The sequence below is a fragment of the Candidatus Poriferisocius sp. genome, from assembly GCF_965204145.1.
In the GTDB taxonomy this organism is placed as follows: Bacteria; Actinomycetota; Acidimicrobiia; order Acidimicrobiales; family Bin134; genus Poriferisocius.
The window spans coordinates 3,515,973-3,541,793 of record NZ_OZ241977.1 but is presented as its reverse complement, the minus strand read 5'-3'; the positions used below and the strand labels follow the sequence as shown (position 1 = coordinate 3,541,793).

Below are 25,821 nucleotides of genomic sequence, written 5' to 3'. Positions count from 1 at the left end.
GATTTGGCACCCCGTACGGGATTCGAACCCGTGTTACCAGATTGAGAATCTGGCGTCCTAGGCCTCTAGACGAACGGGGCAGGAACGCCGCAGTGTACCGGCTTCTTTGGGGTTTGGGCGATCCGAAAAACTACGGGCGGGCTTGGTAGATGATGTTGGCGTTGGTCTCGGTGACTCGCTCGAAGCTGGAGTATCCGGCGGCGGTGAAGACTTCTCGCATGGCCGCTTCGCCAGCTTGTGCACCCATTCCCAGGCCGACCGGCTGGGCCAGAGAGCACGGGACTCAAAACACGGCGGATGCCCCGTATGACGTGGCGGCCATGGGGTTCTCGGTCAGGTTTCGGACGTGGCCGTCGAGGGCGAACGGCTCCACCATGAGCACCGAGCCCCCCTCGGCCAGCTGGTTGCGGGCGTGGGCGGCAATGCCCACCGGGTCGCCCATGTCGTGCAGACAATCGAGGAAGAAGATCACGTCGTAGGCGCCCTGGTAGCCCTTGGAGTCGGCCACTTCGAACGATGCGTTGGGAAGCCCGACGTTGGCGGCCAGTTCTCTGGCCTGGTCGATGGACGGGCCGTGGAAGTCGAACCCGGTGAAGTGCGAGTCGGGGTAGGCCGAGGCCAGGATCTGCACCGAGTCGCCGCAGCCGCAGCCCACGTCGGCGGCGGTGGCCCCGGCGCGGAGCAGCTCGTCGATCCCATCGGCGGCCGGGATCCACTCGTTGGCCAGGTACATCTCGTATTGAGGGCGGAAGAACCGGGCGGTGGAGGTGAACAGACAGGGGTGGTGGTCACCCCACGCCAAACCGCCATCGCCCCGGAAGGCTTCAAGGATGTCGTCCATGTCGGCGAACATCGCCCGGAACATGCCGATGCCTCCGGCCAAGAACGCGGGGCTCACCTCCCAGGCCAGCACCGCGGCGGCCTCGTCGGTCAACCGGAACGTGACGTCGTCGTCGTTCTGGCCGTCGATCTCCACCAACTCGACTGCGGCCTGCTGGCGCAGCCACTCGGTGACCAGGCGGGGATGGCAGCCGACGGCGTCGGCCAGGGCTTCCGCAGTCATCGGCCCCGCTCCCGCCATGGCCTGATACAGGCCCAGCTCGTCGCCGATGTGGACCATAGCCATGGTGGTGGCCCCGGCCATGTGGGTGGCGACCTCGCCGGCTATCTCGGTTACCCGGTCAACGTCGATGTCCATGTCAGTTCCTTCGCGGTGATGTACCGGCTGGAACTCTAGGCGGTTGGGTTACGTGGACTAGCGGTTGGTGGTGCGGCGCTTCCAGCCGGCAGCGCCAATGTTGCCGCCGTCCACATGGATGGTGGAGCCGGTCACGAATCGGGACATGTCCCCGGCCAGATACACAATCGTGGCGGCACAGTCGTGAACTGAGCCGCCTTCCAGCCACGGCTGGGGGGCCAACTGGGATCTCTCGTCGGTGCTCTCGTCGCCGAGCATGCGCTCGCCCTCCGTGGGGATCACGTCGGGGGCGATGCAGTTGACCCGGATACCGGCCGGCGCCAGCTCCAAAGACAGGCTCATGGTCAGGTTGGCCTGACCTGCCTTCATCGCCGAGTAGATGGAGAAGCCAGGACCGGCCCGATGGGCCTCGATCGAAGTGACGTTGATGATCGACCCGCCCTCGCTCATCAACGGGATGCACCCTCGGATGAACCCGGTGACCTGGGTGAAGTTCTCGGCGATGAGCGCGGCCTCGCCTTTGAGGTTGATGTCGGCGAACGGGGAATTGAACGTGCCGCCGGCGTTGTTCACCAGCACGTCCACCCGGCCGTAGGTCTCGGCAACCTCCGCCAGCCAAGCATCCCGAGGCTCGGGATGGCGGACGTCGAACAGCCCGGTGAGGCAGCGGCGTCCCAGCGCTTCCACTGCGGCGGCGGTGCGGGCCATATCGTCGGCCTCCCGGTCGCAGATGGCCAGATCGGCGCCGAAGCGGGCCAGTGCCACGGCGGTGGCCGCTCCGATCCCCCGAGCGCCGCCGGTGACGATGGCAACCTTGTCGGTGAGCAGCACGCTGGACGGGTCCAAGACGTTGTCATCGCTCCAAACGGGAGGCTTGTCGCTCTCGAGGCCGCCCAAGGTCCATTCCCAATCAGTCATACTCCCACCCCCACTGCGGAGCCGATGCCAAATGTGATAGCGGCCGCCGCCGCAGCAATGACCAACTGGCGGAGCGATCCCCGCACGATTGACCGGTTGGTGGCCAAGGCCAGCGCACCGCCCACCAGCACTGCGCCCACCACCCCGAGCAGGATCGACCCCACGATGGCGCCGTTGCCGCCGGTGAAGAACCAGGGCAGCAGGGGCAGCACCGCGCCTATGGCGAAGGCAATGAACGAGGAGGTCGCCGCAAACACCGGGTTGCCCAACTCGTTGGGATCGATGCCCATCTCTTCTCGGGCGTGGACCTCCAGTGCCTTGTCCGGATCTTCCATGATGTTGGCCGCCATCTCCCGGGCCGTGTCGGGATCCACCCCTCGGGATTCGTAAATCTCGGCCAGTTCCTCTACCTCATGCTCCGGGTTGCGAACGTGCTCCCGCCGCTCCATCTCCAGCTCCCGCTCCAGCAGCTCTCGCTGGGCCTGCATGGACACATACTCTCCCGCGGCCATAGACACCGCCCCGGCGATCAGCCCGGCCAAACCGGCAATTCGCACCAGTTCTTGGCCCGAACTGGCTCCGGCCACACCGAGGATGAGAGCAACGTTGGACACCAGGCCGTCGCTCACCCCGAATACCGCCGCCCGGTACCCGCCCCGGGTCACATTTCGGTGATGCCCCTCGCCCAAGTGCCCCGAGCCGCTGCTCTTACGTGCGAACACCGTCTCAACCTACCGCCCTTTTGTCGTGCTGCGGCGGAAGAACCAACCGGTAGTTCAATCCCCTCCTCGGGGGGCCAACACTTCCTGTTTGTCACCACCAGCCCGAACGACCCAACCGTCACCTTGGCGGATCAGTTCGGCATCGCCCACGCTCAGGTCATCCCCTGATCGGACCCAGCTCACCGCGTGGCTCATAGCCACTTCCACTAAACCCGCCCGACCTGCGGCGAGGGTCTCAGCCGCGGCCCGACAGGCGATCAGACCAGCCACCGGATCAGCGGCAGCGTCACCCACGAACCACGGCAGTCCGCCAGCCGGGTCTGGCAGCCAAAGGCCCCCGCTCACCGCGGCATCGTCGCCGAATCCGGCTCGGTTGTCGCCGTGGCCGGAGATCGACAGCCACACCAGCCCGGTGCTTTCGGCCACCTCTAGGGGGTCGATACCCCAGTTGGCCCACACTCGGGGTCGCAAACCGTCGACCACCACGGCCGACCCTCGGCACAGATCCTGGAACCGGCGGCGTCCGTCCTCGGACCCCAAGTCGATGACCGTGTCCTGCTTACCCCGGTTCAACCGCTCGTAGAACGCCGGCGAACCGTACCGGGCGCCGTCGGGGCGGCCTGGTGCCTCTACTTTGACCACCTCGAATCCGAGGCTGCCCAGCAGCGACGCGCACAGCGGCCCAGCCCACAGCGAACTCACGTCCAGCACCAGGTTGCGGTCTGATTCCGCCGATCCGGCATCGGTGAACCGGCACGACTCCTCCGGCGGTGACGGCCTGGCCACCTCCCCCACCGCCAAACCCAGCCACTCGGCCCGCTCTAGCAGTTCGGCCACCGGCTTGTCCTGCACCCCTGCGGCCACTACGGCCCACACATCGCTCCCGCCCAGATCGCCGATCTCCAGCCAGGCGGGAACCGCTTCGGTGTCGCTGGTGCGGGCCAGCGATACGGCCAACACGCCGTCGGCCGCCGCCACCATGCGGCATGCGCCCCCCACTGACACAGAGCCTCTTCGACCGCGGCCCACGAGTGCCGCCCGCTCTCCCAGAAAACCGGCGGCATCGCTCCTCAGCGGCTGGCCGCGCAACCTGGAGATGTCGCTCACCACGCCGTCGAGCCGCTCCACCCAGCGCCCAGAGGCCAGCGCCGGAGGCCCGTCCTCGGGTCCGCTCAAACCCATCAGACCAGACTCGGCCCAAACAAGAGCCGGATGGCGGCCGCTCAAGGTTGACTCCATCACCAACGCAGTTTGTACCTGTTGAGTCTGACGGGAAAAGATTGAAGGACATCTTTCAGGAGGTAGGGATGGACCTGAAACCGGGTAGCCGCCTCAAGAGTTCGGTATGCGATACCGAACTCATCGTGGTCAAAGCACCGAGCGGCGACATGGACATCACTTGTGGCGGCGCGCCGATGGCCGATCCGGCCGACGCTGAGCGCAATGGCGAGGTTGCCGCCGATGCTGCCGATGGCACGGCGCTGGGCAAGCGCTATGTGAACGAAGACGAGTCCCTCGAGGTTTTGTGCACCAAACCGGGAGACGGCTCTTTGGCGCTGGGAGGCACTGCCCTCAGCCTGAAAGAGGCCAAGCCCCTCCCCGCCTCCGACTAGCCAGGCAATAGCGCCGCTAGGAGGATCGTCAGCCGGGATGGACCCATGAATCTGATGATGCTGCTGGAGATGGCGTCCAGCGGGTTCGGCGACCGCACCGCGGTGGGATCCCAGGGGCGGGGCCTTACCTACGAGCAGCTTTTCCAGCGGGCCGGGGCCACCGCCATGCGCTTTCGCGAGGCGGGAATCGACCGGGTCAGCATGGTGGACGTGAGCAGCGAGGCCCTGCCGATCGCCCTGTTCGGCTCGGCCTGGGCCGGGGTGCCGTTCGTCCCCCTCAACTACCGCCTCACGGTGCCCGAGCTGCGCCATCTGGCCGCCGAGGTGGCTCCGTCGGTCACGGTGTGCAACGACGACGCCCTCGCCGCCATCGGCGACCTCGACGGCGTGAAGGCGGTTGTCCGGCCTGACTTCTTGGCCCAGTGGGCCGAGGGAGCCGCGCCCGACAGCGATTGGAACGTGGACCCCGAGGAAATCGCCATCCTCCTCTACACCAGCGGCACCACCGGCGCTCCGAAGGCGGCGGTGCTGCGTCACCGGCACCTGGTGTCGTACATCATCGGCTCGGTGGAGTTCATGGGCGCGGCCGAAGACGAGGCCACCCTGGTGTCGGTGCCCCCCTACCACGTGGCCGGCATGGCCGCGATCTTGAGCTCGGTGTACGCCGGGCGCCGCATCGTGCAGCTGCCCAACTTCGACCCCGCCGACTGGGTGAACCTGGTGCGGACCGAGGGGGTCACCCACGCCATGGTGGTGCCCACCATGCTGGCCCGCATCGTGGACCACCTGGAGGACGTCGGAGGCGGGCTCCCCTCTCTGCGGGCCCTCTCTTATGGCGGCGGCAAGATGCCCGCCCCGGTCATCGCCCGGGCCCTCGACGTGCTGCCCGAGGCCAACTTCGTGAACGCCTACGGACTGACCGAGACCAGCTCCACCGTGGCGGTGCTCGGCCCCGAGGAACACCGCGAGGCCCATCGCTCGGACGATCCGACGGTGCGGGCCCGGCTGGGCTCGGCCGGCCGGCCGCTGCCCGCCATCGAGGTGGACATCCGCGACGAGGAGGGCAAACCGGTTTCCACCGGCACCTCCGGCGAGATCTGGGTGCGGGGCGAGCAGGTCTCCGGCGAGTACCTGGGCCGGAACTCCCGGGTAACCCCCGACGGCTGGTTCCCCACCAACGACGGAGGCTCGCTGGACGCCGACGGCTACCTGTACGTGGAGGGGCGCATCGACGACATCATCGTGCGGGGCGGCGAGAACATCTCCCCCGGCGAGATCGAAGACGTGCTGTTGAGCCACCCGTCGGTGGCCGACGCCGCCGCCGTCGGCGTGCCCGACGAGCAGTGGGGAGAGGCGGTGGCTGCGGTGGTAGTGCCGGCCAAGGGACAGACTTTGGACATCGCTGAGCTCCAAGAGTTCGTGAAGTCTCAGATGCGGTCATCTCGCACCCCCGACCGCATCGAGCTGCGCGACGAGCTGCCCTATAACGAGACCGGCAAACTCCTGCGCCGGATCCTGCGCGATGAGCTCGCAGAAAGCCGCTGATTCCCGCCTGCGATAGTCTGCGGTTACCTCGCAATGGCTTCGCCAATACAGACCACGGGCCTGGCTGAGGCCCACGCGCTTCTGTCCCACCCCTATGCCGGGGAGGACTTGGGGCTGGCCGACTGCCCGGTGATCCTCGTCCAGCTCAGTGCCGCCGACCTGACCCAGAGGCCGACTGGCGAACTGGCCGAATTGGTCAGGAGCACGCCCGCGGTAGTGGCCGTGGCCGTGCCCGACGGCATCGAAGACGCCGCCAAGCTGGCCGAGCTGTGCGAACCCTTCGACATCGTGCTGGCTCCAGACGAAGTTCCGGCCCCCCTGGCCGCGCCGCCCGACGAGCTGGACCAGATCTCGGCGGCAGCCATGGCGTCGCCGGCCGCAGCGGTGGCCTTGGTCCAGCTCCTGCGGTTAAGCGAAGACCGTTCCACCGCCGACGGGCTGGTGGCGGAGTCGCTGGCCTACTCCACCCTTCAATCCGGCCCCCAGTTTCAGGAATGGCTGGCCGCCCAACCCACCCGGCTGGTGCCGGTCAACCCTGAGCCCGCAGTGCTGGCCGAGCGCACCGGGTCCACCCTGCGGCTCACCTTCAACCGCCCCGAGCGCCACAACGCCTTCAGCGCCGAGATGCGCGACAGACTGGTCGAGCAGCTCCGGGCCGCGTGGGCCGACCCGAGCTTGGACGGCATCGTGCTCGACGGTGCCGGGCCCACGTTCTGCTCCGGGGGCGACTTGGCCGAGTTCGGCACCACCCCCGACCCCGGCACCGCTCATCGAGTCCGCTCAGTGCGCAGCGCCGCCTTCTGGATCGACCGATTGGCCGCCAAGACCCGATTCAAGGTCCACGGCACCTGCGTGGGAGCGGGCGTGGAGCTTCCCGCCTACGCCCACGATGTATCCGCCCACCCCGACACCACCTTTCGCTTGCCCGAGGTGGCCATGGGCCTGGTGCCCGGCGCGGGCGGCACCGTCAGCATCGCCCGCCGCATCGGCCGCCAGCGTCTCTGCTACTTCGCCCTCACCAACACCGAAATCGACACCGCCACCGCCCTGGCCTGGGGCCTCATCGACCGCATCGAGGGCTAGCTGGCTAGAACAGGCTGGGGACTCCGAGTTCGGTGCCGCCGGTGACGGGGAGGGTGGTACCGGTGATGTAGGCGGCTTTGGGGGAGGCCAGAAAGACGATGGCGTGGGCCACGTCTTCGGGCTCGCCCATGCGGCCCAGCGGGTAGCGGCGGCCGAAGTCGTCCTTTTCCTCGGGGGTCATCGAGGCGGTGAGGTGCATGGTGTCGATGGGGCCGGGGGCCACCGCGTTGACTCTCACGTTGGGGGCATACTCGGCGGCCAGGTCTCTGGTCATGGCGATCACCCCGGCCTTGGCCGAGGCGTAGGCCACATGGGGGGTGGTGAACCGCAGGGCGGCAATGGAGGCCACGTTCACCACGTTGCCCCCGGCCTCGGCCAGTGCGGGATAGGCCCGGCGGATCAGCAGGAAGAACGACCGCAGGTTGGTGGAAAGTTGGTCGTCCCACTCCTCGGGGGTGATCTCAGAGGTGGGCTTGAGCACCCAGACCCCGGCATTGTTCACCAGCACATCGATTCGGCCGTAGGACTCCAGGGTGTCGTCGATGATCGCATGCGCATCGTGGGTGTCGCCCACGTCGCCGCCCAGTCGTAGCGATAGGCCCTCCACCGCTTCCAGTGCCTCCACATCGCGGTCGGCACCCACTACCACCGCTCCCGCGTCAGCAAACAACGCCGCGGTGCTCCGGCCGATCCCTCGAGCCGCGCCGGTGACGATCACCACCTTGTCGGCGAACTCGGTCATGCCCTGGCTACAGCCGCTCGATGATGGTTACGTTGGCCTGCCCGCCGCCCTCGCACATGGTTTGCAGCCCGTAGCGGCCGCCAGTGCGCTCCAGCTCGTTCAGCAGGGTGGTCATGAGCCGGGCCCCGGTGGCCCCCAACGGGTGGCCCAATGCGATGGCCCCGCCGTTCACGTTGACCTTCTCGTGGGGCACGTCGTGCTCGCCCATCCAGGCCAGCACCACCGAGGCAAAGGCCTCGTTGCACTCGAACAGGTCGATGTCGTCGATGGTCATGCCGGTACGGGCCAAGGCGTACTCAGTGGCCGGAATGGGGCCGGTGAGCATGTAGATGGGGTCGGCGCCCCGCACCGAGAGGTGGTGGAAGCGGGCCCGAGGCTTCAACCCGTGATCGGCCACCGCCTGATCCCCGCAGATCAACATGGCACAGCCGGCGTCGGAGATCTGGCTGGACACCGCCGCGGTCAGCCGCCCGCCCTCGATCAGCGTGGACAGGCCGGCCATCTTCTCCATGGTGGTGCCCCGCCGGATGCCCTCGTCGAACTCCAAACCGGCCAGGGGCAGGATCTCGTTGTCGAACCGGCCCTCATCGGTGGCGGTGGCGGCCCGCTCGTGGCTGGCCAGGGCGAACTCCTCCATCTGCTCCCGGCTGATGTCCCAGTGCTCGGCGATCATCTCCGCCCCTCGGAACTGCGAAACCTCCTGGGTGCCGTAGCGGTCCACCCAGCCGTCGGAGCCGGTGAAGGGGTCGGGATCGGTCACCCCCACGTGCTCGGCCACGGTCATGGCCGCGCCGATGGGGATCATGCTCATGTTCTGCACGCCGCCGGCCACCACCATGTCGTTCACGCCAGCCATCACTGCCTGGGCCGCGAAGTGGACGGCCTGCTGGGCCGATCCGCATTGGCGGTCGATGGTGGTGCCGGGCACGTGCTCGGGCAGTCCGGCGGCCAGCCAGGCGGTGCGGGCGATGTCACCGGCTTGGGGGCCGAGGGCGTCCACGCAGCCGTACATCACGTCGTCAACCGCGGCCGGGTCGACACCAGTGCGATCGAGAAGCCCGAGGATGGGATGGGACCCCAGATCCGCCGGGTGGATCTCCGAGAGGCTGCCGCCCCGTCGTCCTACCGGGGTGCGGACCGCGTCGATGATGTATGCCTCAGCCATGGCTGCTCCTCTTTCCGATACTTGAAATCATCGCGGCTCTCGGGGAAGGCCCAAAACTCGCTCGCCGATGATGTTTCGCTGAATCTCGTTCGACCCGGCGTAAATGGTGTGGGCTCGGCTGTACAGGAACGTGCGCTGCCAGGAGTCCAGCGAGTATTCCTCGCCGTCGGCGGCCGCCACCGCCATGGCATCCGCCCCCCGCACCCCCACCATCAACTCGCCCAGCGAACGGTGCCAGTTGGACCACAACAGCTTGCCGATCGACATCTCCGGCCCCGGCACTCCGCCAGCGTCCACCACGGTGAGCATCCGCAAGTTGTTGTACCGCATGATCTCTAACGTGGCGTAGGCCTGGGCCAGCTCCTGGCGAACCACCAGGTCATCGGCGGTGCCGTTGGCCCTGGCCTCGGCCAACAGCGCGTCCAGCTCTTGGCGGAAGTAGGTCTGTTGGCCCAGCGTGGACGCCCCCCGCTCGAAGGCCAGCGTGCCCATGGCCACCTCCCAGCCCCGGCCGGGCTGGCCCACCACCAGATCGGCATCGGTCACCGCGTCGTCGAAGAAGACTTCGTTGAACTCGGTTCCGCCGGTGATCTGCACGATGGGGCGGATCTCTATCCCCGGCTGGTCCATGGGCACCAGCAGGTAGGAGAGGCCGGCGTGGCGGGCAGAGTCCGGGTCGGTGCGGCATACCACGAAGCACCAGTCGGAATACTGGGCCAGCGAGGTCCAGATCTTCTGGCCGTTGACCACCCATCGATCGCCGTCGAGCACTGCTTTGGTGCCCACATTGGCCAGATCCGACCCGGCATTGGGCTCGGAATAGCCCTGGCACCAGAACTCCTCGCCCGACAGAATCGGGGGCACGAATCGCTCCTGCTGCTCGGGCGTGCCGTAGGCCACCAGAGTCGGCCCCAACAGCGTGACCCCCATGTTGGGCAGCCGCCCCGGCGCCCGAGCCTCCACATAGGTCTGGTGGAACAGCACCTGCTCCGACAAGCTGCACTCCCGGCCGCCCAGGTGGGCCGGAAAGTCGATGCCCAGCCAGCCGCCGCTGGCCATCTCCTGCTCCCAGGCGATCTGCTGCTCGGCGGGAATGTCCTCCTGGCCCATGCCGCCCCGGCCTCGCAAACCGGCGAACTCCCCCACCAGGTGCTCCTCCAGCCAGGTCCGCACCTCGTCGCGGAAATCCCTCTCGGCGGGGTTGAGGTCGAAATCCATCTTTGCGGGACTCTAGCGTCAGGGTCTATGGGAATGACCCTTCAAGAGGCCGAGGAACTCCTGCGCGCCCCCGGAAGCCCCTTTGAGACCACCACCGCCACCGTCAACGGCGAGGTCTACGAGGTGTTCGCCAACCGGGCCAGATCGCTCCGGGAGCTGCTGGCCCGATCGGTCGAGCACGGCGACCGGGAGCTGTTCATCTGGGACGATGGCCGGCGCTACACCTTCGTGCAGCACGAGCGGCTAGTGGCGTCGGCCGCCGCGGCGATGGCCGAGCGCTACGACATCGGCCCCGGCGACCGGGTGGCCCTGCTGGGGGCCAACAGCCCGGAGTGGGTTATCGGGATGTGGGCGGCCATCTCGCTGGGGGCCATCGCAGTGGGCATGAACGGCTGGTGGACCGGTGACGAGATCGTCCACGGGCTGGAGCTGACCGAGCCCAAGCTGCTCATCGCCGACCAGAAGCGCTTGGCCCGCCTCCAGGGGGCCGATCCCGGGATAGCCACGGTGGTTGTAGAGGAGGATTTCGAGGACCGGCTGTCGGGCTTCGACATGACCGCTCCCCTGCCCGACGTTCCCATCGACGAGGACGATCCCGCGGTGGTGCTGTTCACCTCGGGCACCACCGGACGGCCCAAAGGGGCGGTCAACACCCACCGCAACATCATCGCCTTCTTGGGCATCACCGCCTTCTCCGGCGCCCGCTCGGCCATGCTGGCCAGCCTGGCCGATCGCCCTGCCGACCCCGATGCCCCCGAGCCGTGCTCGCTGGTGAGCAGTCCTCTCTTCCATGTGTCGGGGCTGCACTCGGCCGCGGTGGCCATGGTGGCCAACGGCATGAAGTCGGTATGGACCACCGGTCGATTCGACCCCGAAAAGGTGTTCCAGCTCACCGAGTGGGAGCGGATCAGCCGATGGGGCGGGGTCACCACCCAGGTATGGCGGCTGTTGGAGCACCCCGCGCTGAACGACTACGACCACTCCTCGGTGCGGGCGTGCGGCGGAGGCGGATCGGTGTGGTCGCCTGAGCTTCAGCGGGCCATTCGGGAGCGGCTGCCCGATGCCGCGCCCCAGATGCAGGTGGGCTACGGCAGCACCGAGACCGGCGCCTTGGCCACCATCGCCACCTCTCAGATGCTGCTCGATGATCCGACCTGCGCGGGGACGCCGCTTCCCACCGTGCAAGTGGAGATCCGAGACAGCGAGGGTCGACAGGTGCCCGACGGCACCGTCGGCGAGGTGTGCGTTCGGGGCCCGAACGTGATGCCCGGCTACTGGAACCAGCCCCAAGCCACCGAGGCTGCCTTCTTTCCCGGGCATTGGCTGCGCACCGGCGATTTCGGCCACATGCGGGGCGACATGCTGACCATCGCCTCCCGAGTGCGGGACATGATCATCCGGGGCGGTGAGAACATCTACCCCATCGAGATCGAGAACCGGTTGGAGGAGCACCCCGGCATCCACGAGGCCGCGGTCATCGGGGTGGACCACCGGACACTGGGCCAAGAGGTGAAGGCCGTGGTCGTACCCCACCCCGACACATCGCTCGACGCCGCCGATATCCAGCAGTTCGTCGGAGAGAAGCTGGCCTACTACAAGGTGCCGGCCCACGTTGAGATCCGCACCGACCCCCTTCCCCGCAATGCCTCCGGCAAGGTGCTCAAGCCCGTCTTGTCAGGCGAGGCTGCCAACACCTTCGTGGAGGAGTAACCAGAGGGAAGGACTCTCCTCACCCCTCCTTGGTGGCACCCGCCACTAGTTCACCCGCCCCCCACCCGCTCCACTTCTGGGGCGCTTGACCAGAGCCACCCCCATAGACTCTCGGCCCATGCCGCCGACGCTGTACCGAGACACCAATTACTCGTTGACCCACCTGATCGAAGAGATCAGGCACGGCGAGATTGCTCTACCTGATATCCAGCGGCCGTTTGTTTGGTCATCAGCCAAGGTGCGCGACCTCTTCGACTCCATGTATCGGGGATACCCGATTGGGACACTGCTCTTCTGGGAAACCGGTGCCGACACCAGCACCCGACAAGTTGGGGGAGGCGAGCACGACAGGGTTGCCAAGCAACTCATCGTTGACGGGCAGCAACGCCTGACCTCCCTGTTTGCGGTGCTCACCGGGCAAAGGGTGCTCACCAAGTCCTTCGAGAATCGCCAGATCCAGATCGCCTTCCGGCCATCCGATGAGACGTTTGAAGTCGCCGATGCGGCTATTCGAAGAGATCCCGAATTCATTCCCGACATAACCGAACTATGGAAGGACCGCTATCGGGCAACTGTGCGCGCCTTCTTGGCCAGGCTGGCCGAGAATCGAGGTGAGGAAATGCCCGAGGATGAGGAAGAAGATCTAGAAGGCCGAATAGACCGAGTTCGCGACCTCAGGGATTTTCGCTTCCAAGTCATCCAACTGAATGCGAATGCGGACGAGGAACAGGTTGCGGAAATCTTCGTGCGCATCAACTCAGAAGGGGTGCAGCTCAACCAAGCAGACTTCATTCTCACATTGATGTCGGTTCACTGGGAGAAAGGCCGGAGAGAGCTTGAGCGATTCAGCCGCGACGCCGTTGACCCTTCAGTACAGGGCCCCTCGCCGAAAAACACGTTCATTGATCCGAGCCCCGACCAACTCCTACGGGCGGGTGTTGGCCTCGCCTTCCGCCGGGCTCGCCTACAACACGTTTACAGCCTTCTACGAGGCAAGGACCTCAACACCGGAGAGGTGTCATCTGCTCGCCGAGATGAGCAGTTCGAACGGCTGCGCTTGGCCCAAGACGAAGTGCTGGACCTCACCAACTGGCACGAGTACCTCAAATGCCTGACCCTTGCTGGCTTCCGAGGGCGACGGATGATCACATCTGATACTGCCTTGATCTACTGCTATGTCATTTGGCTGATCGGCCGTCGAGACTTTGGTCTGAGCGTCTCGACTCTTCAGACCGTGATGGCGCGATGGTTCTTCATGGCCCACACCACCGGTCGCTATACGGGATCAAGCGAAACCGCCTTGGAGGCCGACCTTGGCCGCATCAACTCCCTGGAACCGAACAATCCTGAAGCTTTCTGTGCCGAGCTCGACCGGCAAATCAAGGCCAACTTCACAAACGACTACTGGGAGGTATCGCTTCCGGCCAGGCTCGACAGTTCATCAGCCAAGTCCCCTGCTCTCTGTGCCTACTGGGCCGCCCTGAACGTGCTCGATGCCGAGCTTCTGTTCAGCAACCTCAAGATGAGGGACATGCTGAAACCTGGAGAGAGTGCACCTCGATCAGTCGAGCGTCATCACCTGTTTCCTAGAGCCCATTTGAATGCCAAGGGAGTCACCGAGACTCGACAGGTCAATGCCATCGCAAACATGGCCTTCTTGGACTGGCCGGACAACTCTGACATCGGGGCTGATGACCCCATGGAGTACTGGCCGACAATGTCCAGCCGTCTGAACCCAGATCAGCGGCAAAGGCAGATCCATTGGCACGCGCTCCCTGTCGGCTGGGAGCAATTGGACTACTCAGACTTTCTGGAGAAGCGCCGGGTGTTGATGGCCAGAGCGACTCGGAATGGCTTTGAACGCCTGTGGGATGGCCAGAGCGACGACCACTCCTCCTCCACCGTGGTCGACCTGATCGCGGCTGGAGAATCGCAGACCGTGGAGTTCAAGTCCACCGCTCGCTTCAACCTGCACACCGGCCAGCCAGACAAAAGGATGGAGCATGTCATTGCCAAGACTGTGTGCGGCTTCCTCAATGCCGAAGGAGGCAAGCTCTTGATCGGGGTCGATGACGACGCGAATGTGATCGGACTTGGCGACGACATGCGGACACTGGGGAGCAAAGGCAACTCAGATGGCTATGAACTGTTCTTGCGTCAACTCCTGGACAACACCCTGTCTGCCCCAACCGCCGCAACGGTGCGAATCCAATTTGAGCCATACGCGAATAGCAATGTCTGCGTCGTCACCGCTGCTGCCTCAGCAAAGCCTGTTTTCACCAAGGCAACAGAGGGAGGAGGCCCCCCATCTGAGTTCTGGGTCCGCATCGGCAACGCCACAAAGCAACTCCATGGCGACGACATGATCGAGTACCAAGCCGACCACTGGGGCTAGCCCCCAACAGCGACCATCAACATGAGTAGCCGTTTTGATGGCTTGGAGGTCGTAGCTAACAGACCCTTCTTGCTCCAGAAGCGTAGGGGGATGGCCTCCCGATTGGGAACAACCTATTGGGAGGTACCGTTAGCCTTAGCTACGGTGAACTGGTGGGCGACACCGAGGGGATGGGGGCCCGTGTGGAAGTGCGAGCCAACGAGCAGAAGGAAGAGGCAGACGTGACGACTACGAAGATGGTCTACTGGCAAGAGGACGAATGTTGGCTCGGATACCTGGAAGAGTTCCCCGACTATTGGACGCAGGGAGAGACGTTGGACGATCTCAAGCAGCATCTGCGCGACCTCTACACCGACCTGACGAGCGGCGAACTGCCGGGGGTACGCCGAGTCACTGATCTCACGCTGGCATGATTGCCACACCCGGGCATGAAGCGGGTTGATCTAGTCAAGCGGATCCGAGCGGCAGGTGCCGTCCTGGTTCGGCACGGCTCAAAACACGACTGGTACCGCAATCCAGCAACTGGTGCTTATCAGCCTGTACCTCGCCACCGAGAAATCAACGAACGACTGGCCAGACACATCATCAAGGAACTCAGCAAGCCCGAAGACTGACGGGTAAGTGAGGCACGGAGGAGGATCAGGCCTCCTCCGCCCTTACTTGGATGGTGTGCCAGCCGGTGGCGCCGTCGGGGGCGGGGTCGGTGATCTCGGAGGTCTGCGTGGTGTTGGTGCCGTCGGTGGCCCGCACCCGCACTTGGTGCCGGCCGGGGGTGGCGTTCCACGTCACCATCCACTGCCGCCAGGAGTTGATGGTGGTCTCACGGCTGAGCTCAGCCTCCACCCACGGCTCTTCGTCCACCTGAACTTCCACCGTTTCGATGGCCCGACTCGGCGCCCAGGCCACTCCGGCAATCGCCGTGGGTCCAGGGTCGATGACAGAGCCCACGCGGGGCACATCGATGCGGGACTGGGTCTTGATCGGCCCCTCCTTGGACCAACCGCGGGGAATCCAGTAGCCGTTGAAGCCCTCCCAGGTGGTGAGCTCGATGTCCGACAGCCACTTGGTGGCCGACACGTAGCCGTAGAGCCCGGCCACCACCAGGCGGGCGGGAAAACCGTGGGAGATGGGCAGCGGCTCGCCGTTCATCTGCACGGCCACCATGGCGACCCTGCCGTCGAGCGCCACCTCGGTGGGAAAGCCCGCGGTCCACCGATCTACCGAGCGACCCACAATCTGCGTGGCCCCCGGCTGCACCCCGGCCTCGTCCAACACGGTGGCCAGCGGCACTCCCACCCACTCGGCGTTGCCCACCAGGCGTCCGCCCACGCTGTTGGAGACACATGACAAGGTCACTTGCTCTCGAACCAGACCCAGGTCGAGCAGTTCGTCGAAGCTGATCTCCACCTCTCGGTCCACCATGCCGTGAATCCGCAGCGACCAGTCCGCCGGGTCCACCTGAGGGTACGAGAGGGCGGTGTCGATCAGATAGAAGTCTTCGTTGGGAGTGATGAGCGGAGCGATCCCGGCGATGTAGTCGAAGTTGGGCTCCCCTACCGGTTCGGCTGTGACTGAGGGGGTGGGCTCAGCGGTGGGATCAGCCGTCGGATCGGCTCCGGCCTCGGCCGTGGCCTCCGGCGTCGCCCCTGGGGTGGCATCTGATTGCACGGGCTCTGCCCTCGCCTGCTGAGTGGGAACCGGAGTGGGTCGGGCAGTCGGTGTGGCAATTGTGCGTCCTTGGAGAGCCTCGGCAACCCCCTCACGAGCTCCTTCCACAGTGTCGCGCCGCCGCAGCCATCGCCCGAGCAGGCCGCCGGCCAGCGAAGCCCCAGCCATGATGCCAACCGCTCCGACGAAGCGGCGCCGGTCGTTGAAGCGGCCCCGGCCCACCATAGGCACTCGCCGCTCTCTGGCAGGTTCTTGGGATTCGCCCGATGGAATTGCAGCCAGTGCAAGCGCATACAGACTCAGAAACACCGCGATCCCGAAGGCACCCGACACCAGGCCCGACATCCACCCCAAACCGTCGCTGGACAGCGGGTTGCGGGCCGCGGCCCACCCGCCAACCACGGCAAACGCCACGAGTCCGGCGGGCATCACCCACCAGCGCTTCCGAGACGGCCAACCCAACACCGCGCCGAGCAGAATCGACACGATGACGATGCCCCAAACCAACGCCGGCTTCTGCGCGCTGCCCAGGGTGTCGATGGACCAGCGGGCAATGAACCCGGGGGTGATGTCCACGATCTCCTCGGCCACCGACACCACCAGCGACGGGATCTTGCGGCTCAGCCCCGACAGAATCTCGCTCAAGCCCAGCGCAGCCCCGGCGGCCACGATGCCCGCGGAGATCGCTTGAAACGGTGAGATTGCCGCCCGCCGTCCGGCTGGTGCGGTTGCTTCGGATTCGCTCATTGCTGTATTCCGATCAGCTAGGCCGGTTGTTCTTTATCCGGCTGTGTGGCACTAAGGCTATTGTGATTTTCCACCGTTTGGGCCAATAGACCCACCACATGGAGCCGGAATATGGCACTCACGCTAATCAGCACCCAATGACGCCGTTGGAGGCCTTGGGCGCCGACCAGCGGTGGCGGGAGTTGGCCCGGAGCCAGGCGGGACAACTGGGCCGGGTGGTGCAGGTTGACCGGGGCGAGTGCGAGGTGGTTACCGACGAAGGCCAGATCAGGGTCTCGTCCGATTCTCAGCGAGCCCAAGCAGATGTGGCCCCGGTGACTGGGGACTGGGTCACCATCGGCCCCGGCCCCGACGGCAACCTCGCGGTGGAGCAGGTACTGGAGCGGCGCACGCTGGTGGTGAGGAGAGACCCGGCTGAGCACGCCCGTGCCCAGACGCTGGTGGCCAACGCCGATGTGGTGGGGGTGGTACACGGCCTCGACCGGCGCATCAACCCGGCCCAATTGGAGCGCTTTTGCGTGGTCGGCTGGCAATCGGGCGCCGCGGTTGCGGTGATCTTGGCCAAAGCCGATCTTCGCCGCCATCCCGAGCGGGATGCCGACAAGGCCGCTGTTCTGGCCCCGGGGGCCACGGTGGTGATCACTGCCGCGTTGCGGGGCGAGGGCCTCGACGACCTGACCGCCCTGCTGGAAGGGGGCCGGACCCTGGCGCTGCTGGGGCCGTCGGGAGTGGGCAAGTCCACGCTCATCAACGCGTTGGTCGGGGACGAGGTCCAGGCCACCCAGGAAGTGCGGGCAGGCGATGCCCGGGGCCGCCATACCACCATCGCCAGGCGGCTTATCTCACTGCCCAGCGGCGGGGCAATAGTGGACACGCCGGGCATCCGGGCTGTGGGGCCATGGGATGCGTGGGAGGGGTTGGCCGCGGCCTACGCCGAGATCGACGCTCTCGACCAGGATTGCCGGTTCGCCGAGGACTGCTGGCACCAAGGAGAGCCCGGCTGCGCGGTGGCCGGCAACGTCGATCCGGGCCGGTTGCGGCGCTATTTGGAGTTGGCCGAAGAACTGGCCGACCAGGATCTCGACCGGGCCCGACGCCGCCGCAAATAGCCCCTTCCGAGCCGCGTCAGCGGGCTTCGGCCTCAGCCTGGGCGCGGACGCGGATCTCCTCCTGCTCCTCGGTGCGGGCAGGAAGGTGGTGGGTGAGCCAGCCGCCGTCCACGAACAGGGTGTGGCCGGTGATGTAGGAGGCCTCGTCGCTGGCCAAGAACACCGCGGCATCGGCGATGTCGCCGGCCTCGCCGAATCGGTTCAGCGGCACCATCTCAGCCAGCGACTTCTCCAACTCGGGCACCGCCCGCAACCCTTCGGTCATTCGGGTCTTCATGTATCCCGGCCCCACCGCATTCACCCGGATGCCGAACTCTCCGAGCGCCATGGCCCCACTGCGGGTCAGCGAGATCACCCCAGCCTTCGAGGCGGCGTACGCCGGGGTCTGGGGATTGCCCTCCGCCCCGAGAATGGACGCGGTGTTCAACAACACGCCGCCATTGCCTCGTGCCACCATGTGGCGGGCCGCGATCTGGTTGCACAAGAACACCCCGGTCAGGTTCACGTCGATCATCCGGCCCCAGAACTCGTCGTCTATGTCCAAATACTTGGGGGAGTTGGCGATGCCCGCATTGGCCACCATGATGTCGAGCCGCCCGTGGCGCTCCACCACCCCGTCCACCAGCGCCTGCACCGACGCCCGATCGGACACATCGCAGTGGGAGGTCTCTACTCCCAGTTCGCCGCCCACCTGTTCCATGGCCGGCTCGTCCACGTCGGCGATCACCACCACTGCGCCTTCGGCGGCGAACTTGCCGGCGATGGCCTCTCCCAATCCGTTGGCCCCTCCGGTGACGATGGCCACCCGTCCGCTCAAGCGATTGCTCATGCCGACATCTTGGCAACGACTCCGGCGGCGGCCCAACGCGAACGACTCCACGATGTGAGCAGCACTACACGGGATGCGCTAGAAAACCCGGATGCCGAGCGCAACGCCATTAGCCAACAAGATCGCGGCCGTCACCGGGGGAGGCGGGGGAATCGGGGGCGGAATATCCCGGCTGTTCGCCGAGGCCGGTGCCGCGGTGGTGGTCAACGATATCGACGCCGACCGGGCCAACGCCGCGGTGGACGACATCACCAATGCCGGGGGGCGGGCCATCGCCGTGGTGGGCGACATCACCGACGCCGCGATGGTAGCCGACTTCCACCGGGCCGCGGTGGAGTTCGGCGACGGCCGAGTAGACGTGCTGGTGAACAACGTGGGCGACTATCGGCCGGGGGCGGGCAAGTTCATCCGGACCACCGAGGCCGACTGGGACGCCCAGATCAACATCACCTTCCGCCATGTGCTGCGCTGCACCCATGCCTTTCTGCCCACCATGGTGGAGGGAGGCGGCGGCACCATCGTGAACGTGTCCACGGTGGAGGCGATGCGGGCCATGCCCCGAATCGCGGTGTACTCGGCGTCCAACGCCGCCATCATCGCGTTCACCCGATCCATCGCCCTGGAGATGGCCGACCAGAACATCAGGGTCAACGCCATCGCTCCCGACATGGCCGTCACTCTGCAAACCCCGCTGGACCAGATGCTGCGGGAGCGCCCCCTCGAGCAGGTCACCCGGAATATCCCCCTGTGCCGCTTCGGCAACCCCGACGACTTCGCCGAGGTGGCCCTGTTCTTGGCCTCTGACCAGTCCCGCTTCATGACCGGCCAGACCATCCCGGTGGACGGCGGCACGATGACCGCCCAAGGCTGGTACCGCCGCGCCGACGGCCGAGGCTTCACCAACCTCCCCGACTCCCCCTAACTCTCAATCCAGGCCGTACTGGGGGAGGCGGCCGTTGGCGATCATGGTCAGGCTGCCGGTGCCGGTCTCGTCGGGGTCATCGGTGGTGACGGTGACCGGGGCGATGCGGTGCATCGGGGTGAACACCTCGCCTGAGGCCCTCACCACATCGGCTGGATGGCTCACGTCCCAGACCTCGTGCTCGATGTAGGACTCACCCCGGTAAACGCCGAGGCCGAGCTCATCGTTCCACCCGCCGCTGTACCCCAGTCCGGCCATGGCCACCGCCGAGCCCAGCGGCGCTGAACCGAGCCGCAGCGAGCGCCCGTCGTCCAGGCTCACCGCCATACCGGCCGATGAGAACCGCCGAGTGCCGTCGAAGAAGTCGAGCGATAGCTCGGCCCGAGTGACGTGGCGATCGGTATCAGGGGCATCCCGGTCTCGGATGAGCCCGGTGAGGTATACCCGCTCCGATCCCCGCTCCATGATCTGCACATGGCCGGCCCGGCGGTTGGTGGAGAAGAACAGGAAGTAGAACAGCGTGCCGACCTCGCTGTGTTGTCGGGGCGGGCCGGTGACCGGCTCGGGAATACCCATCGCGGGCCGCACTCCCCAGGAGTGGTCTCGACCGCCCCACCAGCCGTCCACCGTCAGGCCCTCGTCGCCCACCGTGATCCAGCCGTCCACCACTCCCACCTGGTTGAACCGCTGATAGTCCTGGGCCACCCGGCCCCGCTCCCGCTCCACGTGGGGCTTTTCGATCTCGGGGGCCAGCTCGGCCCGCCACACCAGATCGCAGGCGATGGAGTGGTCGCCGGGAGCCAGGATCACCCGCAGCTCCTCCAGCGGGATCGTGGGCTCCACCCGCATCGGCCCGACCTCGGGCTCCAAGCGGGGACGTAGTGCCCGCGACGCCCGCAGGTTGTGCTGGGTACCGCCCCGCACCATCACCACCCCGCCGTCGATCACGTTCATGTTGTTGTACGACCCCATGGTGAATTGCACCGCAGCCTGCCCGGCCGGGTCGTAGACCGCGAACCAGTAGCGGTCGAAGAAGCGGGGATCAGAGGTGCCGACGTGCTCGAACGGCTCGGCGATCTGGTGCCAGAGGGTGTCGTCAAGGGGTCCGAGCATGGCTACTTCAGCCTTTCTGTCGAGTTGGCCAGGTAGGCCCGCACCGCAGGAGACGGCACAGACCCGCTCATGATCTCTTCGGTCAGCCGAGCCCGAAGGTTCCGGTGATACTCCTCGGCGGCGGCCAGGTGGGCCACCCCGGGCACGGCTTCGACCAGCTCCGCGGGTTCGATGCCCAAGACCTCTTCTAGAGCACGGACGTCGGTCACCAGGTCGGGCAGCACCTCGGGCCATCGTGTCGCGGCGCGCTCCAGGGCGGCGGCCGCGAAGGTGATCTGCTCCTGCACATAGGGGTCAGTCACCTCGGGCGCGGCCAACTCCACCAGTACCTGGCGGGCGCCCTCAATCTGCTCACTCAGCGTGGGTCTCATAGCAAATCCCGCCTAGTCAGGGCCAGTGGCGAAAATGTCATCTCAACTCCTCCGCGGTTTGGGCCAACAACACATTTTCAAGAAGTCCAGCCCCGGACCACACCCGAAGGGTGCGACCGTCACAGAAGCTGCGCACTCCGGTCATGACAATGGCCACCAGCTTGTAGTTGGCCAGCACCTGCCAGAATCGCACCGCATCCCGGTCGACGGTCCGGCCAGTGCGAGCCTCATAGGCCGACAGCAGATCATCTGCTTCCCACCGTCCGGGAATCTGGTGCTCAATCCGGCGAACCGGATTCGTCACCCACCCCAAATCCTCAGCCGGGTCCCCCAAGTGGACTGTCTCCCAGTCCAGCAAGACCTGCACCTGGTCGCCCTCGAACAGCACATTGCCCGGCTTGATGTCTCCGTGGACAACGGTGATCTCACCGGGTTCCGGCCGGTTCCGCCGCAGCCACTGCTCAATCAGGGCCAGCAGCGGCTGAGGCTCCAACGACTGGCGTTCGACCACCGCGGCCCATTCGTCGATGGCCGCCTCCGCCGGGTCGGCGGGCACGGCCAGCACATCGTTGAGCCCGGCATCCTTCCAGTCCAGGGCGTGGATCTCGATCATCAGGTCCACCATCTGCGAAGCGATGCCGGCCCGGGTGTCCTCGTCGAGCTGGCTGCTGCCTCCCTGAAGTATGTAGTGGTCGTTGTGCCCGTCATAGCGGGTCATAACCATCGCGGGGCGGCCCAGTTCCGACCCGTCGGCATCCAGCCACACCACCTCGGGGGCCCGCACCGGCTGGTCGTGCAACCGCCGCAGCACCTCGAACTCCACTCTGCGGTCGGTCTCGAGCACGCTGCCCACCGGATCGCGTCGAAGGAAAAGGCGGCGATGGTGCGACTGCCCGCCCTCTTCCCAGAACAGATCGAACGGCCAGTTCTCCCTCGACTGCCCGCCGGTGACTCGAGCCTCGCCCTCTACCCGGAGCCCGCCGACATCCCCCAGACGCCGCCGGATGAACCCCTCCAGTGCTGAATCGAAATCGCTCCCCATCGACGGGTCACGCTAGTAGCGCAAGGCTGAGTGGAGCTGAGCGGACTCGAACCGCCGACCTCCTCGTTGCGAACGAGGCGCTCTAGCCAACTGAGCTACAGCCCCAAAGACGCCGCACAGATTAGTGGGGGCCGCTGCCGGGAAACGATTGGAATCAGCAGGAAAAGGAGATCAGCGCTCGCCGCCGGAGGCCACGTCCCAGGGGCCGGTCTGCGGGGCATCCACGTCGATTGGATTGAGCCGATCCTCGCGGGTCCTCTGATGCTGCACCAGCAGCATGGCGTAGCCGAGCAGCAGCGCGTCGATCAGCAGGTGTACCACCAGGGCGAAACCGCCCAAATAGACGGCGAGCACAAACGAGGCCAGCGCACCCACGATGAGTGTCACCAAGATGCGGCGCCGACGACGGCGGGCGTCGATCGACGTGCGGGGAATGCCCCGATTCGAGTTCGAAGCCATCTGAGTAGCGTACACCCGAGGCGGCAAGGCGATATTGGGCCGAAGGGCCACCACTGGAGCCGCCATGGCACCCCGCTCAGCCAAGCGGGGGTGCACCGAGCGAAGGGGGGTGCCAAAACCTAGCTGCGGCGACCGGCGCCGGCTCCCGAACTGACCGTTGCGCGCTCGGCGGATCAGGGGCGGAAGCAAAAAGGCAGCCCAAGCAGCTGCCAAGATCATGAGCAACACTGATGTCACCAATCTAGGGAGTCCCTTGCAGAATTAATGGTAAGCCCCTCGGACGCACTCATTGGTGGATGGTCGCGCCCCGACCCCGACTGAAAAACGTGTGAACGATTCGTGACCGCCAGCCGACGGACATTACAAGGCCTTGACACTTGTTACAGTTCTACTACAGAAAGTCCACCCGCGCCAGCCCGTCTACCGCAGGCTGGACGTCGGAGGCGGTCAGTCGTCGTGGGCCGCGTCGGCATCCTCCTGGCGGCGGTAGTGGCCCGAGCGCCCACCCGTCTTCTCCCACAGGGCTACCTCGCCGATCACCATCTCTTTGTCCCGCGACTTGCACATGTCGTAGACGGTCAACGCGGCCACCGAGCAGGCGGTGAGAGCTTCCATCTCCACCCCTGTTCGATCGACCGTTTCCACTTCGGCCTCGATCTCGATATAGGCGTCCTCGATCCGAAAATTCACCAGCACCGCCCCCACCAGCAGCGGGTGGCACAGCGGGATCAGCTCGGGAGTGCGCTTGGCCGCCTGGATGCCCGCCACTCGGGCCACCGCCAACACGTCCCCCTTCCCGATGGCTCCCCGGGCCACTGCCGACGCGGTGTCGGCGCTCATGAACACCTTGGCCCGGGCGATGGCTCGGCGGTGCGTCGGATCCTTGGGGGTCACGTCCACCATGCGGGCCCGGCCGAGGGGGTCCAGGTGGGTGAAGCCGACGTCGGTCATGTCACCCTCTTCGCCACGCCAGGCTCCATGTCATGTCACCCCCCGATCTGGGACATCGAACGGCCGGGGCGAATGAAGTGCACCTGGTTGATGGCGTGCCCAGCCCACTTGTCCATCACCACACCCGAGATGACCGCGGCAATCTCATCGTCGCTTGTCCCCGAGCGCAGCAGTTCCCGAAGATCGTGCTCGTCCACGGCGAACAGGCAGTTGCGGAACATGCCCTCGGCGGTGAGCCTCACCCGGTCGCAGCTCCCGCAGAAGGCGTCGGTCACGCTGGCGATCACCCCGAACGAGCCCCGGCCGTCGGCGTAGTGCCACACCGCGGCCGGCGAGTGCGATCGCTCGACCGGGGCCAGCGGGAACGCCTCGGCCACCGTGGACACGATCTCGTCCAAAGTGACCACCTTGTCGTTGCTCCACGACAGGTCGGCGTCCAGCGGCATGAACTCGATGAACCTGACCTCCACGCCCTTGTCACGGCCGAACCGGGCAAAATCCACGATCTCGTCGTCGTTGATGCCCCGCATCATCACCGCATTGATCTTCACCGGGTTCAAGCCGGCAGCCAGGGCGGCGTCGATACCGTCGAGCACCCGGTCCAAGTCGTTGCGGCGGGTGAGTCGCTCGAACCGATCGGGCTGAAGGGAGTCGAGCGAGATGTTGATTCGCCGAAGCCCGGCGGCGACCAGTTTGTCGGCCAGAAGGCCCAGGGTGGCCCCGTTGGTGGTGAGGGCGAGATCGACGTCCAATGCCGCGAGCTTTTCCACCAGCACCGGCAAGTTGGCCCTCACGGTGGGCTCCCCGCCGGTGAGCCGGATGCTGTCGATGCCGAACCGGTCCACCATCAGTGCGGCGATGCGCTCGATCTCCTCGAAGGTGAGCAGGTCTTCGCGGGGCAGCCAGTCGAGCCCGTCGGCCGGCATGCAGTATGTGCAACGGAAGTTGCACCGGTCGGTCACCGAGATGCGCAGATCCCGGTGGACCCGCCCGAAGCTGTCGATCAGCGGCACGCTCACTCCCCCATTCTGGCCGAATAAACCGCCGAGCACACTGTGGAAAGCCAAACCGGCTTGGACGGGGCCGCGCCTAGCGAAGGATCAGCAGCGACACTGGTTCGCCGACGTCGAGGCCGTCACCATCGGGCAGCACCGCCAGGGCATCGGCCGCGGCCATAGCCGAAAGCTGGTGCGATCCCTGGCCCCCGGCCGAGCGAGCCCGGTACTCGCCATCGTGATATTCCACCCGCACCCGGGCGAAATGGGTCTTGCCGTCGGGGCGGCGGTGCAGCGGTTCGGCCACCCGGCCCATAATCGGCGCACGGTGCCACGACCCCGAGGGGTGGCCCATCATCTTGCGCAAACCAGGCCGGGCGAACAGCTCGAACGAGACCATGGACGACACCGGGTTGCCGGGCAGCCCGAACACCGGGATCCCCTCCACCAACCCGAAGGCCAGAGGCTTGGCCGGTTTGATGGCCACCTGCATCCAGGACATATCGCCAATCTCGTCGAGCACCTTTTTCACGTAGTCGTAGTCGCCCATGCTCACCCCGCCCGAGGTCAACAGGGCGTCGCACTTCTCAACACCGGCCCTGATCCCGGCGGTGATCTCATCCTCGTCGTCGGCCATGCTGCCCAGGTCCACTGGGTCGCATCCGGCCTCAGCCAGCAAGGCCAGCAGCGTGTGCCGGTTGGAATCGCGTATCTGGCCCTTCTCCAGCGGCTGCGGCCCCTCCACCAGCTCGTCGCCGGTGGACATGACCCCTACTCGGGCCCTCGGCCGCACCTTCACCTCGTACATGCCCAGGCTGGTGAGCACCCCCAAGTGCCCGGGGGTCAGCACCTCTCCCGGACCGAACACCGTCTGGCCCACCGTCAGATCCTCGCCGGCCCGGCGAATGTGGTTGCCCTCGGGCACCGACTGGGCCACGGTCACTTCCGTTCCGTCGGCGCTGGCCTCGGTCAGCTCCACCATCACCACTGCGTCGGCACCGGGCGGGATCACCGCACCGGTCATGATGCGCGCCGCCTGCCCAGCTCCCACGGTGATGTCGGGCGCCACCCCCGCGGGGATTGTTCCCGCAATGCCCAGGGTCGCCGGGGCATCGGCCACATCGGCCGACCGCACGGCAAATCCGTCCATCGCCGTGTTGTCGAACGGGGGCACCAACTCGGGGGCCAGCACTGTCTCGGTGGTCACCAGTCCTCGGGCGTGGTCGACGGGCACCACTGCCTCGTCCAGCACGTCGCAGCCCGCCAGTACCAGCTCTTGGGCTTCAGAAAGCGGAATCATTGCCAA

At 66.2% G+C, this 25,821-nt stretch carries 24 protein-coding genes, 2 tRNA genes and 1 pseudogene; 9 read left to right on the top strand and 18 right to left on the bottom strand.

What is annotated here, in order from left to right; all coding sequences use genetic code 11:
* Positions 1 to 4: 4 nt before the first annotated feature.
* From ACOGI7_RS16575 to ACOGI7_RS16555, 5 genes and pseudogenes are all read right to left on the bottom strand, one after another.
* Positions 5 to 80 (bottom strand) — tRNA-Glu (locus tag ACOGI7_RS16575).
* Positions 81 to 130: 50 nt separating this feature from the next.
* Positions 131 to 1,192: pseudogene (locus tag ACOGI7_RS16570) on the bottom strand (class I SAM-dependent methyltransferase).
* A 63-nt stretch (positions 1,193 to 1,255) separates the two neighbouring features.
* Complete coding sequence (locus tag ACOGI7_RS16565; RefSeq protein ID WP_419849844.1) at positions 1,256 to 2,116, bottom strand: SDR family NAD(P)-dependent oxidoreductase; 861 nt, start codon at positions 2,114 to 2,116, stop codon at positions 1,256 to 1,258.
* On the bottom strand, positions 2,113 to 2,838 hold the full coding sequence (locus ACOGI7_RS16560) for a VIT1/CCC1 transporter family protein (RefSeq protein WP_419849843.1): 726 nt from the start codon (positions 2,836 to 2,838) through the stop codon (positions 2,113 to 2,115). Before ACOGI7_RS16560 ends, ACOGI7_RS16565 begins: the two co-directional genes overlap by 4 nt.
* Positions 2,839 to 2,892: 54 nt before the next feature.
* Positions 2,893 to 4,020: a CoA transferase gene (locus ACOGI7_RS16555; RefSeq protein ID WP_419849842.1), complete on the bottom strand. Its 1,128-nt coding sequence runs from the start codon at positions 4,018 to 4,020 to the stop codon at positions 2,893 to 2,895.
* 125 nt (positions 4,021 to 4,145) lie between these two features.
* On the opposite strand from ACOGI7_RS16555, the gene ACOGI7_RS16550 reads away from it, so the two are divergent.
* The 3 genes from ACOGI7_RS16550 to ACOGI7_RS16540 are packed head-to-tail and all read left to right on the top strand — an operon-like array spanning position 4,146 to position 7,079.
* Positions 4,146 to 4,451 carry a hypothetical protein gene (locus tag ACOGI7_RS16550; protein WP_419849841.1) on the top strand — a complete coding sequence of 102 codons (306 nt, stop codon included), beginning with the start codon at positions 4,146 to 4,148 and terminating at the stop codon, positions 4,449 to 4,451.
* A gap of 45 nt (positions 4,452 to 4,496) precedes the next feature.
* A complete protein-coding gene (locus ACOGI7_RS16545; protein ID WP_419849840.1) occupies positions 4,497 to 5,996 on the top strand; it encodes a class I adenylate-forming enzyme family protein in 1,500 nt (499 codons plus the stop codon).
* Positions 5,997 to 6,029: 33 nt separating this feature from the next.
* Positions 6,030 to 7,079 carry an enoyl-CoA hydratase/isomerase family protein gene (locus tag ACOGI7_RS16540; RefSeq protein WP_419849839.1) on the top strand — a complete coding sequence of 350 codons (1,050 nt, stop codon included), beginning with the start codon at positions 6,030 to 6,032 and terminating at the stop codon, positions 7,077 to 7,079.
* Between the two features lie 4 nt (positions 7,080 to 7,083).
* On the opposite strand, the gene ACOGI7_RS16535 is transcribed toward ACOGI7_RS16540, so the two are convergent.
* The 3 genes from ACOGI7_RS16535 to ACOGI7_RS16525 are packed head-to-tail and all read right to left on the bottom strand — an operon-like array spanning position 7,084 to position 10,204.
* The gene (locus ACOGI7_RS16535) at positions 7,084 to 7,821 is read right to left on the bottom strand and encodes an SDR family NAD(P)-dependent oxidoreductase (protein WP_419849838.1); all 738 of its coding nucleotides are present in this window, start codon (positions 7,819 to 7,821) and stop codon (positions 7,084 to 7,086) included.
* Positions 7,822 to 7,828: 7 nt separating this feature from the next.
* Positions 7,829 to 8,986, bottom strand: a complete 1,158-nt coding sequence (locus ACOGI7_RS16530; protein ID WP_419849837.1) for an acetyl-CoA C-acetyltransferase — start codon at positions 8,984 to 8,986, stop codon at positions 7,829 to 7,831.
* 27 nt (positions 8,987 to 9,013) lie between these two features.
* Complete coding sequence (locus ACOGI7_RS16525; RefSeq protein WP_419849836.1) at positions 9,014 to 10,204, bottom strand: acyl-CoA dehydrogenase family protein; 1,191 nt, start codon at positions 10,202 to 10,204, stop codon at positions 9,014 to 9,016.
* A gap of 27 nt (positions 10,205 to 10,231) precedes the next feature.
* Here ACOGI7_RS16525 and ACOGI7_RS16520 point away from each other — a divergent pair, with 27 nt between their 5' ends.
* From ACOGI7_RS16520 to ACOGI7_RS16505, 4 genes are all read left to right on the top strand, one after another.
* The gene (locus tag ACOGI7_RS16520) at positions 10,232 to 11,914 is read left to right on the top strand and encodes a class I adenylate-forming enzyme family protein (RefSeq protein ID WP_419849835.1); all 1,683 of its coding nucleotides are present in this window, start codon (positions 10,232 to 10,234) and stop codon (positions 11,912 to 11,914) included.
* 118 nt (positions 11,915 to 12,032) lie between these two features.
* Positions 12,033 to 14,309, top strand: a complete 2,277-nt coding sequence (locus tag ACOGI7_RS16515; RefSeq protein WP_419849834.1) for a GmrSD restriction endonuclease domain-containing protein — start codon at positions 12,033 to 12,035, stop codon at positions 14,307 to 14,309.
* Positions 14,310 to 14,461: 152 nt separating this feature from the next.
* Positions 14,462 to 14,722: a type II toxin-antitoxin system HicB family antitoxin gene (locus ACOGI7_RS16510; RefSeq protein ID WP_419849833.1), complete on the top strand. Its 261-nt coding sequence runs from the start codon at positions 14,462 to 14,464 to the stop codon at positions 14,720 to 14,722.
* 15 nt (positions 14,723 to 14,737) lie between these two features.
* On the top strand, positions 14,738 to 14,923 hold the full coding sequence (locus ACOGI7_RS16505; protein WP_419849832.1) for a type II toxin-antitoxin system HicA family toxin: 186 nt from the start codon (positions 14,738 to 14,740) through the stop codon (positions 14,921 to 14,923).
* A 25-nt stretch (positions 14,924 to 14,948) separates the two neighbouring features.
* Here ACOGI7_RS16505 and ACOGI7_RS16500 read toward each other — a convergent pair whose 3' ends face one another.
* Positions 14,949 to 16,724, bottom strand: coding sequence for a molybdopterin-dependent oxidoreductase (locus tag ACOGI7_RS16500; protein WP_419849831.1), 1,776 nt, complete (start codon positions 16,722 to 16,724; stop codon positions 14,949 to 14,951).
* Positions 16,725 to 16,861: 137 nt separating this feature from the next.
* Between ACOGI7_RS16500 and rsgA the strand changes: the two genes are divergently transcribed.
* Complete coding sequence (rsgA, locus tag ACOGI7_RS16495; RefSeq protein ID WP_419849830.1) at positions 16,862 to 17,833, top strand: ribosome small subunit-dependent GTPase A; 972 nt, start codon at positions 16,862 to 16,864, stop codon at positions 17,831 to 17,833.
* Between the two features lie 16 nt (positions 17,834 to 17,849).
* On the opposite strand, the gene ACOGI7_RS16490 is transcribed toward rsgA, so the two are convergent.
* Positions 17,850 to 18,662, bottom strand: coding sequence for an SDR family NAD(P)-dependent oxidoreductase (locus tag ACOGI7_RS16490; protein WP_419849829.1), 813 nt, complete (start codon positions 18,660 to 18,662; stop codon positions 17,850 to 17,852).
* A gap of 91 nt (positions 18,663 to 18,753) precedes the next feature.
* On the opposite strand from ACOGI7_RS16490, the gene ACOGI7_RS16485 reads away from it, so the two are divergent.
* Positions 18,754 to 19,584 carry an SDR family NAD(P)-dependent oxidoreductase gene (locus ACOGI7_RS16485; RefSeq protein ID WP_419849828.1) on the top strand — a complete coding sequence of 277 codons (831 nt, stop codon included), beginning with the start codon at positions 18,754 to 18,756 and terminating at the stop codon, positions 19,582 to 19,584.
* Positions 19,585 to 19,587: 3 nt separating this feature from the next.
* Here ACOGI7_RS16485 and ACOGI7_RS16480 read toward each other — a convergent pair whose 3' ends face one another.
* From ACOGI7_RS16480 to glp, 8 genes are all read right to left on the bottom strand, one after another.
* Positions 19,588 to 20,697: a hypothetical protein gene (locus tag ACOGI7_RS16480; RefSeq protein WP_419849827.1), complete on the bottom strand. Its 1,110-nt coding sequence runs from the start codon at positions 20,695 to 20,697 to the stop codon at positions 19,588 to 19,590.
* Between the two features lie 2 nt (positions 20,698 to 20,699).
* Positions 20,700 to 21,068: a hypothetical protein gene (locus ACOGI7_RS16475; RefSeq protein WP_419849826.1), complete on the bottom strand. Its 369-nt coding sequence runs from the start codon at positions 21,066 to 21,068 to the stop codon at positions 20,700 to 20,702.
* Between the two features lie 37 nt (positions 21,069 to 21,105).
* Positions 21,106 to 22,110: a phosphotransferase family protein gene (locus tag ACOGI7_RS16470; RefSeq protein WP_419849825.1), complete on the bottom strand. Its 1,005-nt coding sequence runs from the start codon at positions 22,108 to 22,110 to the stop codon at positions 21,106 to 21,108.
* A 31-nt stretch (positions 22,111 to 22,141) separates the two neighbouring features.
* Positions 22,142 to 22,215 (bottom strand) — tRNA-Ala (locus ACOGI7_RS16465).
* Between the two features lie 66 nt (positions 22,216 to 22,281).
* On the bottom strand, positions 22,282 to 22,569 hold the full coding sequence (locus ACOGI7_RS16460; RefSeq protein WP_419849824.1) for a hypothetical protein: 288 nt from the start codon (positions 22,567 to 22,569) through the stop codon (positions 22,282 to 22,284).
* A gap of 447 nt (positions 22,570 to 23,016) precedes the next feature.
* The gene (moaC, locus tag ACOGI7_RS16455) at positions 23,017 to 23,520 is read right to left on the bottom strand and encodes a cyclic pyranopterin monophosphate synthase MoaC (protein ID WP_419849823.1); all 504 of its coding nucleotides are present in this window, start codon (positions 23,518 to 23,520) and stop codon (positions 23,017 to 23,019) included.
* Between the two features lie 35 nt (positions 23,521 to 23,555).
* Positions 23,556 to 24,539 (bottom strand): GTP 3',8-cyclase MoaA, encoded by a 984-nt coding sequence (moaA, locus tag ACOGI7_RS16450; RefSeq protein WP_419849822.1) that lies wholly within the window; start codon positions 24,537 to 24,539, stop codon positions 23,556 to 23,558.
* Between the two features lie 70 nt (positions 24,540 to 24,609).
* Positions 24,610 to 25,815 (bottom strand): gephyrin-like molybdotransferase Glp, encoded by a 1,206-nt coding sequence (gene glp, locus ACOGI7_RS16445; RefSeq protein WP_419849821.1) that lies wholly within the window; start codon positions 25,813 to 25,815, stop codon positions 24,610 to 24,612.
* Positions 25,816 to 25,821: the final 6 nt, after the last annotated feature.

Coding starts and splice junctions, on each gene's coding strand:
- ACOGI7_RS16515 (WP_419849834.1), top strand. CDS start 12,033: ATGCCGCCGACGCTGTACCGAGACACCAATTACTCGTTGACCCACCTG.
- ACOGI7_RS16490 (WP_419849829.1), bottom strand. CDS start 18,662: ATGAGCAATCGCTTGAGCGGACGGGTGGCCATCGTCACCGGAGGGGCC.
- ACOGI7_RS16540 (WP_419849839.1), top strand. CDS start 6,030: ATGGCTTCGCCAATACAGACCACGGGCCTGGCTGAGGCCCACGCGCTT.
- ACOGI7_RS16480 (WP_419849827.1), bottom strand. CDS start 20,697: ATGCTCGGACCCCTTGACGACACCCTCTGGCACCAGATCGCCGAGCCG.
- ACOGI7_RS16555 (WP_419849842.1), bottom strand. CDS start 4,020: ATGGGTTTGAGCGGACCCGAGGACGGGCCTCCGGCGCTGGCCTCTGGG.
- ACOGI7_RS16475 (WP_419849826.1), bottom strand. CDS start 21,068: ATGAGACCCACGCTGAGTGAGCAGATTGAGGGCGCCCGCCAGGTACTG.
- glp (WP_419849821.1), bottom strand. CDS start 25,815: ATGATTCCGCTTTCTGAAGCCCAAGAGCTGGTACTGGCGGGCTGCGAC.
- ACOGI7_RS16485 (WP_419849828.1), top strand. CDS start 18,754: ATGCCGAGCGCAACGCCATTAGCCAACAAGATCGCGGCCGTCACCGGG.
- rsgA (WP_419849830.1), top strand. CDS start 16,862: ATGACGCCGTTGGAGGCCTTGGGCGCCGACCAGCGGTGGCGGGAGTTG.
- ACOGI7_RS16550 (WP_419849841.1), top strand. CDS start 4,146: ATGGACCTGAAACCGGGTAGCCGCCTCAAGAGTTCGGTATGCGATACC.
- moaC (WP_419849823.1), bottom strand. CDS start 23,520: ATGACCGACGTCGGCTTCACCCACCTGGACCCCCTCGGCCGGGCCCGC.
- ACOGI7_RS16470 (WP_419849825.1), bottom strand. CDS start 22,110: ATGGGGAGCGATTTCGATTCAGCACTGGAGGGGTTCATCCGGCGGCGT.
- ACOGI7_RS16545 (WP_419849840.1), top strand. CDS start 4,497: ATGAATCTGATGATGCTGCTGGAGATGGCGTCCAGCGGGTTCGGCGAC.
- ACOGI7_RS16530 (WP_419849837.1), bottom strand. CDS start 8,986: ATGGCTGAGGCATACATCATCGACGCGGTCCGCACCCCGGTAGGACGA.
- ACOGI7_RS16505 (WP_419849832.1), top strand. CDS start 14,738: ATGAAGCGGGTTGATCTAGTCAAGCGGATCCGAGCGGCAGGTGCCGTC.
- ACOGI7_RS16535 (WP_419849838.1), bottom strand. CDS start 7,821: ATGACCGAGTTCGCCGACAAGGTGGTGATCGTCACCGGCGCGGCTCGA.
- ACOGI7_RS16460 (WP_419849824.1), bottom strand. CDS start 22,569: ATGGCTTCGAACTCGAATCGGGGCATTCCCCGCACGTCGATCGACGCC.
- ACOGI7_RS16565 (WP_419849844.1), bottom strand. CDS start 2,116: ATGACTGATTGGGAATGGACCTTGGGCGGCCTCGAGAGCGACAAGCCT.
- ACOGI7_RS16520 (WP_419849835.1), top strand. CDS start 10,232: ATGGGAATGACCCTTCAAGAGGCCGAGGAACTCCTGCGCGCCCCCGGA.
- ACOGI7_RS16525 (WP_419849836.1), bottom strand. CDS start 10,204: ATGGATTTCGACCTCAACCCCGCCGAGAGGGATTTCCGCGACGAGGTG.
- ACOGI7_RS16500 (WP_419849831.1), bottom strand. CDS start 16,724: ATGAGCGAATCCGAAGCAACCGCACCAGCCGGACGGCGGGCGGCAATC.